Genomic DNA, 7,488 nt, shown 5'->3' with positions numbered 1-7,488 from the left:
GCTCATAACTGCTCAACCTGCCTCTCAGCTTTCAAAATCAACGCTGACGGAAGCTTCACGAACTTGCATCATGTGTTCCATAACTTTTTTATGTACAGGATGCACTTGATACACTTCTAGCGCTTCCAAAGATTCGAACTTCGTAATAAGAGCGATATCGTAAGAACGCTCCGAATGCACAACATCCACGCCAACCTCAATCGACTTTAATACTTCGATTTGCCCTTCCATATCCCTAAGCACTTGTGCGGTACGCGCTACGCTCTCTGCGCTGCCATCTTTTAATTTAAAAAATACGATATGAGTAAGCATTATTTAGTTCCTCCTCTAATATTGACGCATAACTTTTGTCTATTTGTCACATAATAACCTATGCAGTCGCATTACGGCAATCTTTAACACGAAGGGGCTCGGTGTACGTTATGCGCTATCCGGTTACAATTGTTGCAACAATTATTGGACTAGCTATCTGCTTGTTCAACTCCACGGGTTACGACCCGCACAATCTTGTTTTCTTCATGTTTAGCATTCCCGCTTGGGTCGTTGATTTATTTGTTGACGTGCACGAGGTTAACGTCTTGCTCATGTATGTGCTTACTGTTGCTACATGGGCGCTGCTTGGCTTTCTCGCCGACGTTCTAATCGTACGCAGTCGTGATAAAGAGCATCATCCTCGTTCAGCACGATAGCTTTATTTTAGGCAAAAAGGAGCCTTTCGGCTCCTTTCTCATTTCTACAGCACATGAATCAATTACGCACTAGGCTGCTTCAACCACTAAAGTCGATTCCATCGTTGTATGTCCTTGACCGCATGGAATGGAACAATAGATTCTGTAAGTACCTGGCTCTTTAAATTCCAAATCTGTTTCCGGGTGATCGTTATCCAAAGCTACTTGAAGCTCGTCAATATGCATCCCGTGGATACCGCTTTTGTTGGAAAGTTTTAGTCTAACTTTGTCTCCAACTTTAACTTTGTACTCTTTTTGATCAAATACAAAATCGTTGGACGCTACAACCTTCAATAAAGTCATGCCCTCTGGCAACGAGGCAGACTCATCAACCGGCTTAGCTGGCAGTGCGAATGTGAGCAAATATAAGCCCAGCAAAGACGCCGCTGCGAATACAGTAAACATAATCCACTTATGCATTGCTATGTGCTCCCCTTTGCGATCATAATGTCTACCTCTTATATTACATAAGATCGTCCGAAGTTCTCAACCTTAAACTACGGAAAGCTGAAAAGTTTTTTTGTTATTTTGACAAAACCATGAACAATTACAAAATTAGCTGGACAAATACTGTTTTAACACCCGTTCAGACTCCGCTTTTACAAAGCCCCAGAGCATAAAAAAACGATGATGGTACCCTCTGCACACATATTCGGCATGCAAACCATCGGCTTCGCGCTTCTCCTCATACACCTTTATTCCTGTTTCGCGGAATTTCCTTCTAATTCCAGCGAGGTCAAGCAGCACCCGATCCTGCATGCCGCGCATCATCGATTCATAAAACCGCGGCAGTTTAATGGCTGAAGTGCCGATCACACGTATATCATGATCCAAAATACGCATAACAATGCCAAGCAAAACGTACTGCTTCACCAGCACAAGCTCTTCCTCGGTCTGTATCGGTGGATTAGCTGCCATTCTGACTTTTCCGCGGGCTTCTTCCTCTTTAGCGGCCATTGCCACCCCTCCAAATAAGAACGTTTGTTCTTATTATAGCGAGGAGCGAGGATTTGATGCAAGTTAATTTACTAATACCCAAAAGTTAACTTTTAATCCTGCTTGGCACGACTGTTTGTGAGTCATTGATTCGTATCCGTTGCATGACATAGGCATAAATCAATTTTTACCAAACCCAATGTAATGCAACATGCTTTCATTATGTACGTCTTCATATTACCATAGTAAAATCACGAAATTCAAAGTCAACTAACCTGCTTCTCCCAAACCAAACAACCCCTATAAATACAAAAGGAACCATCGCTGTAATTCGCGTGATTCCTTCGGTGTTTCTTATTCAGCTTCGCCTGCTTCTCCTGCAAAGTAGGTGTACGTTTGATCGTTGGATTGACGCCCAGCCAGCTGCCCCGCAGTGCATCCGGCGTCATGCGCCCTTGCTGCGCCAGCTTCTGCCTTGCTTTTCTCGCCTTGCTAATAGACATTAGTAATGCCTCCCAAAAAAAGTATTATAAAGCAGCACCGCCGAGCAAGTATACATTTAGCTTCCTGCGGCTCGCTTCCTCCTATTATACGATGAAAACGTCCTTTGCGAAAGACGCTAACGTGCGTGCAATAATTCAAACTCCTTGCGCAGCATCGTAAATACAAGCAGCTCAATAAAATTCCCATCCTCAAACTCAAATTCCCTTGGCTGACTATCCTGTTTGAAACCGAGCTTACAGAGCAAGTTGATCGATGCAGTGTTTGACGGATCTACCTTTGCCTCGATGCAATGGAGCTTCATGCTGTTGAAGCCAAAAGCGATAATGGGCGCCGCTACCTCACTCATAATCCCTTTCCGCCAGTAGTTTGGAGATAGATCATAACCTAAATCCGTACGCGCATGCTCCTTCAAGTAATGTAAAAACCCACAGGTGCCGATTACTTTACCCGAGCTCTTCTCTTCAATTATCCATCTGATGCCTATTTGTAGAGCATAAATCTCCAAATGCCAATTCATTTCCTGCCATGCCTCGTCTTCTGCCGAGAAAGGCAGCAGCGGTGTATATTTGACAACATCATCATTGGAATAGAGCTCAAACAATTCATGCACATCCCGCTGCTCTGTTTTTCGCAAAATAAAACGATCCGTCTCTATTCGCGGAAACGTCTGAAATGAGAATGACGCACCCATCTATTCAACCCCTTTTCCCATCATACAAACACGTAAAATACATAATCTTTCCCTTGCATCATAAGCTTGAAAAATGAGCCTTGCATGTGAACTTGCCATATAATCACGTTTGCGGGAGGAAAATAATGCATGTTAAATCCAAATGAACACAGCCGCGAAGAAGCACGCTTCTTCACATCGACTGATCCGAGGATAGATACGCTTATCTATCCTTTGCCTGAAACCTGGTGGAGCCGTCCCTATGAGTATGAATGGTGCCGAACGCTCATTTCACCAAATGATATCGTACTGGATGCAGCCTGCGGCATTTCGCACCCATTAAAATTTTATTTGGGTGGCGTTTGCAAGGAGGTGCATGCTTGCGATTTCGATGCGCGCATTAGCTCGTGGGAGGCTATTTCTCAGGAAGTTATTCAGGACGTAGGACAGCCAGCTCTCCAGTTAATAACCAACCACCAGGGTTGGTCCAAGGTTCAATATGCTCAGGCAAGTATAACTGACCTTCCTTATGAGGATAATTATTTTGACATCATCTTCTGTATTTCTGTGCTTGAGCATCTAAGACATGTAGATCAGGACCTCAGCTTAAAAGAATTCGCAAGAACAGTGAAACCAGGAGGCCGGATCGCGCTAACCTTCGATTATCCGACCGTTGACTTGCAGCAGCTCAAACGCGCCGCCGAATCCGCAGGACTCACATATGGCGGCGAATTTGAGGCGACGCCCAGCTTTACTGCCATTAGCTCAAATATGTGGGGAACGTTATATTGCTTTAGAGTACTGTTAAACAAACCAGTATGATTTTCTATTTAGGATGAATGGCGTATGGAGCAGAGCAGCCTTAACCGAACAACTAATCCTCTCGTCCGCTTAATGGCTTATTGTTGTAAACCGTTGTTCGGTTTCTGCCTGTTTCCTTCGAGCGATAAAGCGCTTGATCCGCCATTTCAATTATTTCCTTCGCATCCTTCGCCTTCCCACTCGACATTGAAATGCCGATTGAAACGTAGATTGGACTGCCAGTCGGACTCGCGCCAGCAGCGATTCCTTCTCTAAGCCGCTCCGCAATATTGGTTGCCGTAGGAATGCTTCCTAGCTTAACCAGTATGCCAAACTCTTCACCGCCGTAGCGGAAGCTAAGATCGTGACTTCTGGAAAATGCTTTTATTTGCGCAGCTGTATAGATTAATACTTCATCTCCTATAAGATGCCCGTGCTGATCGTTAATTTTTTTGAAATGGTCAACATCCAGCAGTATAAGCGCAAACGGTATATCCTCGGCAATCCACTCCTGAATGGTCAAATCAAATGTTTTCCTATTCGCAAGTCCCGTAAGCCCATCCAATCGAATTTCCTTGTTCAGTAAATTAAAATGGTTATTTATACTTTGATTAAGCTGTCTCACTTCATAGATGTAAGAATTTGTTTTGGGCATTTTGGAACGTATCGCCTTTGTTGATAAAATCGCTTCCTCTGAGAAAGCAGCTAGTTCAAATAGAGGCTTCGATATTAAATGGGAAACATACCACGCAAGCAGCAGGATTACGATAAATAACGGGAGAAATTGCAGCAGTATACTCCATATCAATTCATTTAACGGCTTATCAATAATTGAAGCAGGCGTTTGTGCTACGATGGCCCAACCGGTTATCGACTCGTTCGCATAACCCGCAAAATAACGATTCTGCTTTGAATTAACGATCTCCTGCGATCCGCTATGGCCAGCTAACGCCTTATTAATAACCTCATTTGAAGCAATTATTTCATTAATTCGCTGATGGTCCGGATGGAAAATAAGGCGGCCTTGCTTATCTGCTACGTAGACGTAAGATCCGTTTCCGTAAAAATGTTCGTTGAGCAATTTGCTAAGCGCGTTGCTCTCGCTCAAATAAATGGTTCCAGCTACAAAACCTTCATATTCGCCTTGTTCATTAAATATGGGTGAAGAAATTAGCATAAGAAGCTGGTTCGTTGTTGTCCCCACATAAGGCTCTGAAATAAGCGGGCGTTTCTGTTCAACCGCTTGCTTCGATGCGTAAGAGTTCAGCACTGCCCCTGCCTTGACTCCTCCGTTTGACAAACTAGATAACATCACTTTACGATTGGAATCCACAATGATAATCGCATTAAAATATTGCTCATTCGCATCGTACCAGCTATCCAATTCCTTTTGCGATATATTTTGTATGCCTGCTCTTGCCGCTATGGCATCAACATTGTTGCTAATAATATCCAATAATTCTTTCGTATTAGAGGACAGCTTTTGCGCATATTGATAATTGCTTTCCAAATAACCCGACGTTAGTGAAGTCTTATTTGTCGTCCATGCAAAATAACCGCCGATGATGGCGGTTAAGATAACAGAGCCGATTACGAACAGTCCCAAGACGAATCGAAGTTTTAAGCCTTTGCGTGTACCCACAGTTGTTCCTTCTCTCGTTGCCAAAGTACAGCCTTATTTTAGCGTATATGGGCGAGAAAAGAAATAGTCCTTACTTTCGTCTATACAGAAGCCGGTTGAATAACGGCCGTTAACAGGCCTGGAAACCGAGCATCCAAATCCTCTGTGCGCAGCGTCAAAAAATGCTGGGTGCCTTGCTTTCTAACATTCACTACACCCGCTTCACGCAATGTACGAAAATGATGCGTCATTGTAGACTTTACGACAGGAAGATCAAAGTGGCCGCAGGACTGCTCGCCATGCTTAACAATAGCGACAACAATGCTAAGCCGAATAGGATCACTTAATGCATATAAAACAGAAGTAAGCTCAATATCCTCACGATTGGGATGGAATAATATTTTCAAAGGCATTCGCACCTCTCTCATTAAGTACTTATTGCATTATACCATAGCTCATGCTATATTTTCATTGTACGATAATATTCGTACAATGAAAATAGATAAAGAGACAACTTTGGAGGTTCTATATGAGAAACAGTGCCGCTGTTACTGTCCCACCCGTATTCACCGAGGAGCGGCCCGCCTTTAGAGACGGTCTCGTTATCCCGCTGCTAGGTTTAACCGTAATTATTGTGATCATGAATACGATGATGTTTAATCTGGCCTTGCCCCAAGTAACGGCTCAGTTTATGCTATCCCCATCGGCAGCTTCATGGATCATAACGGGTTATTCCATTATATTTGCCATTTCATCGATTACCTTCAGCAGACTCTCTGACTTTGTTCCGATTCGTCTGCTGCTCACGATTGGCTTAATCGCCATGGGCGGCGCATCTGTGCTTGGTTATTTTAGTCATCATTATGTACTGCTGCTTGTCGCACGCCTGATTCAAGCTTGCGGAGCGGGCTCCGTCCTTAGTTTAACCATCGTTCTCATTACACGATTCATTCCACTTGCTCGCCGGGGCAAATCCATGGCACTTATTACTTCGGCTGCGTCACTCGGCCTTGGTCTAGGCCCCGTCATCGGCGGTGCTATAACACAATATTTAGGCTGGAACGATCTGTTTATCGTTACCGGAATCTCACTTTTACTCATTCCTGTGTTTTATCGACTGCTGCCGGTTGAACCATCGAACAAGGGGTCCTTCGATATTCTCGGTGCCGCGCTTGTCGGAATTGGCTCCACAGGAGTTCTGCTCTATATTACGAACCATTTCTTAATTGCTCTTATTGGCGGAATACTTGCACTAATCTTATTCTGGATACGGATTAATCGTGCAGTAAATCCTTTTGTTCAGCCTACTCTGTTCCGCAATAAAAGGTATATTCGTCTGATTACACTTGGTGTCGTATCTTACATTAACAATTTTTCTACACTTTTTCTGCTGCCTCAGGTGCTGATTCACCTGTTCAAGCTGACACCAGGTCAAGCAGGTCTCATTATTTTTCCGGGAGCCATTGTAGCTATGCTTTCCTCCAATCGCATTGGAAAAATCATTGATCAACACGGCAACAGCTTGCTGCTTCGGCTAACTCCTTGCTTTCTCTYGCTCGCTGCTGTTTCTTTCGCCTTGTTCGCGGATCAATCCATCTACGTTGTCATGGCAATTTATATCGTGATGAGCGTTAGTTTCTCCGCGTTAAACTCGGGCGTTTCGAACGAGCTGTCAAGAATTTTACCAAGTGAGCATGTAGGTGCTGGAATGGGCTTATTCCAGCTGTCGCAATTCATTAGCGGTGCTTTCAGCGTAGCGATTAGCGGTATCGTTCTCGCGGCACAAAGCAATGTTCCGCTTGGCCGCGCATTTTCAAATATATTTTGGGGAATGGGCGTCATTGCCGCCTTCGCCATTGCAGCATCGTGGCTGTACTATTTCTCTTCAAAGCAGCAGCTCGATGAGTCAAATCGACGTTAAGCTAAACGATATGCTTTAACGCCTCTTTCTTGCTAAGCGGCGAGAGCGGCGTTTCTTCTACAAACCGATGCACACAGGCTGCATCGGTTTTTGCATATTCTCTAAGCGCCCAGCCGATCGCTTTGCGAATGAAAAACTCGCTTTCGTCCTTCGTGCGGCGTATGTAGTCAAATAACCGATCTGTATCCGTATCATGCTTGTACCTAAGTTGAAACAACAAAGCAGTTCTCCGGAGCCACATCTGATCTGAATCGATCCAGCGCTCCGTATACTCCGCTGTTAATTCCGGATATTTCGAGAGCTGACT

Annotated in this window: 11 protein-coding genes; 3 read left to right on the top strand and 8 right to left on the bottom strand. The window is 44.2% G+C overall.

The features are described from left to right. Positions 1-24: 24 nt before the first annotated feature. Entirely contained in the window at positions 25-312 is a 288-nt protein-coding gene (locus AC1DSE_RS26265; RefSeq protein ID WP_477528429.1) for a Dabb family protein, read from the bottom strand. A 110-nt stretch (positions 313-422) separates the two neighbouring features. Between AC1DSE_RS26265 and AC1DSE_RS26260 the strand changes: the two genes are divergently transcribed. Continuing rightward, the gene (locus AC1DSE_RS26260; protein WP_076266782.1) at positions 423-689 is read left to right on the top strand and encodes a hypothetical protein; all 267 of its coding nucleotides are present in this window, start codon (positions 423-425) and stop codon (positions 687-689) included. 69 nt (positions 690-758) lie between these two features. Here AC1DSE_RS26260 and AC1DSE_RS26255 read toward each other — a convergent pair whose 3' ends face one another. The 4 genes from AC1DSE_RS26255 to AC1DSE_RS26240 form a co-directional block, all read right to left on the bottom strand. Then, a complete protein-coding gene (locus AC1DSE_RS26255) occupies positions 759-1,148 on the bottom strand; it encodes a cupredoxin domain-containing protein (protein WP_441880990.1) in 390 nt (129 codons plus the stop codon). 135 nt (positions 1,149-1,283) lie between these two features. Beyond that, positions 1,284-1,685 (bottom strand): YhjD family protein, encoded by a 402-nt coding sequence (locus AC1DSE_RS26250; RefSeq protein ID WP_083681694.1) that lies wholly within the window; start codon positions 1,683-1,685, stop codon positions 1,284-1,286. A gap of 245 nt (positions 1,686-1,930) precedes the next feature. Beyond that, positions 1,931-2,167, bottom strand: coding sequence for a hypothetical protein (locus AC1DSE_RS26245; protein WP_441880989.1), 237 nt, complete (start codon positions 2,165-2,167; stop codon positions 1,931-1,933). Between the two features lie 116 nt (positions 2,168-2,283). Further along, positions 2,284-2,859, bottom strand: coding sequence for a GNAT family N-acetyltransferase (locus tag AC1DSE_RS26240; RefSeq protein ID WP_441880988.1), 576 nt, complete (start codon positions 2,857-2,859; stop codon positions 2,284-2,286). Between the two features lie 129 nt (positions 2,860-2,988). Here AC1DSE_RS26240 and AC1DSE_RS26235 point away from each other — a divergent pair, with 129 nt between their 5' ends. Continuing rightward, positions 2,989-3,660, top strand: coding sequence for a class I SAM-dependent methyltransferase (locus AC1DSE_RS26235; protein ID WP_477511287.1), 672 nt, complete (start codon positions 2,989-2,991; stop codon positions 3,658-3,660). Between the two features lie 52 nt (positions 3,661-3,712). Here the strand turns inward: AC1DSE_RS26235 and AC1DSE_RS26230 are convergent, their stop codons facing one another. Next, the gene (locus AC1DSE_RS26230; RefSeq protein ID WP_477528428.1) at positions 3,713-5,281 is read right to left on the bottom strand and encodes a sensor domain-containing diguanylate cyclase; all 1,569 of its coding nucleotides are present in this window, start codon (positions 5,279-5,281) and stop codon (positions 3,713-3,715) included. Positions 5,282-5,361: 80 nt separating this feature from the next. Beyond that, positions 5,362-5,667, bottom strand: coding sequence for an ArsR/SmtB family transcription factor (locus AC1DSE_RS26225; protein WP_441880985.1), 306 nt, complete (start codon positions 5,665-5,667; stop codon positions 5,362-5,364). A 122-nt stretch (positions 5,668-5,789) separates the two neighbouring features. On the opposite strand from AC1DSE_RS26225, the gene AC1DSE_RS26220 reads away from it, so the two are divergent. Further along, on the top strand, positions 5,790-7,181 hold the full coding sequence (locus tag AC1DSE_RS26220) for an MFS transporter (protein WP_477528427.1): 1,392 nt from the start codon (positions 5,790-5,792) through the stop codon (positions 7,179-7,181). A 1-nt stretch (position 7,182) separates the two neighbouring features. Here AC1DSE_RS26220 and AC1DSE_RS26215 read toward each other — a convergent pair. Continuing rightward, positions 7,183-7,488, bottom strand: a 306-nt coding sequence (locus AC1DSE_RS26215) for a DNA alkylation repair protein (protein ID WP_477528426.1), incomplete at its 5' end; no start/stop codon positions are given.

It is taken from the genome of Paenibacillus sp. 01L418 (genome assembly GCF_056400045.1).
The sequence above is the reverse complement of the archived record's forward strand: the minus strand, read 5'-3'. Positions and strand labels throughout refer to the sequence as shown.

Excerpts from the sequence above, each read along its gene's own strand:
- AC1DSE_RS26265 (WP_477528429.1), bottom strand. The coding sequence starts at position 312 with ATGCTTACTCATATCGTATTTTTTAAATTAAAAGATGGCAGCGCAGAG.
- AC1DSE_RS26260 (WP_076266782.1), top strand. The coding sequence starts at position 423 with ATGCGCTATCCGGTTACAATTGTTGCAACAATTATTGGACTAGCTATC.
- AC1DSE_RS26255 (WP_441880990.1), bottom strand. The coding sequence starts at position 1,148 with ATGCATAAGTGGATTATGTTTACTGTATTCGCAGCGGCGTCTTTGCTG.
- AC1DSE_RS26250 (WP_083681694.1), bottom strand. The coding sequence starts at position 1,685 with ATGGCCGCTAAAGAGGAAGAAGCCCGCGGAAAAGTCAGAATGGCAGCT.
- AC1DSE_RS26245 (WP_441880989.1), bottom strand. The coding sequence starts at position 2,167 with ATGTCTATTAGCAAGGCGAGAAAAGCAAGGCAGAAGCTGGCGCAGCAA.
- AC1DSE_RS26240 (WP_441880988.1), bottom strand. The coding sequence starts at position 2,859 with ATGGGTGCGTCATTCTCATTTCAGACGTTTCCGCGAATAGAGACGGAT.
- AC1DSE_RS26235 (WP_477511287.1), top strand. The coding sequence starts at position 2,989 with ATGTTAAATCCAAATGAACACAGCCGCGAAGAAGCACGCTTCTTCACA.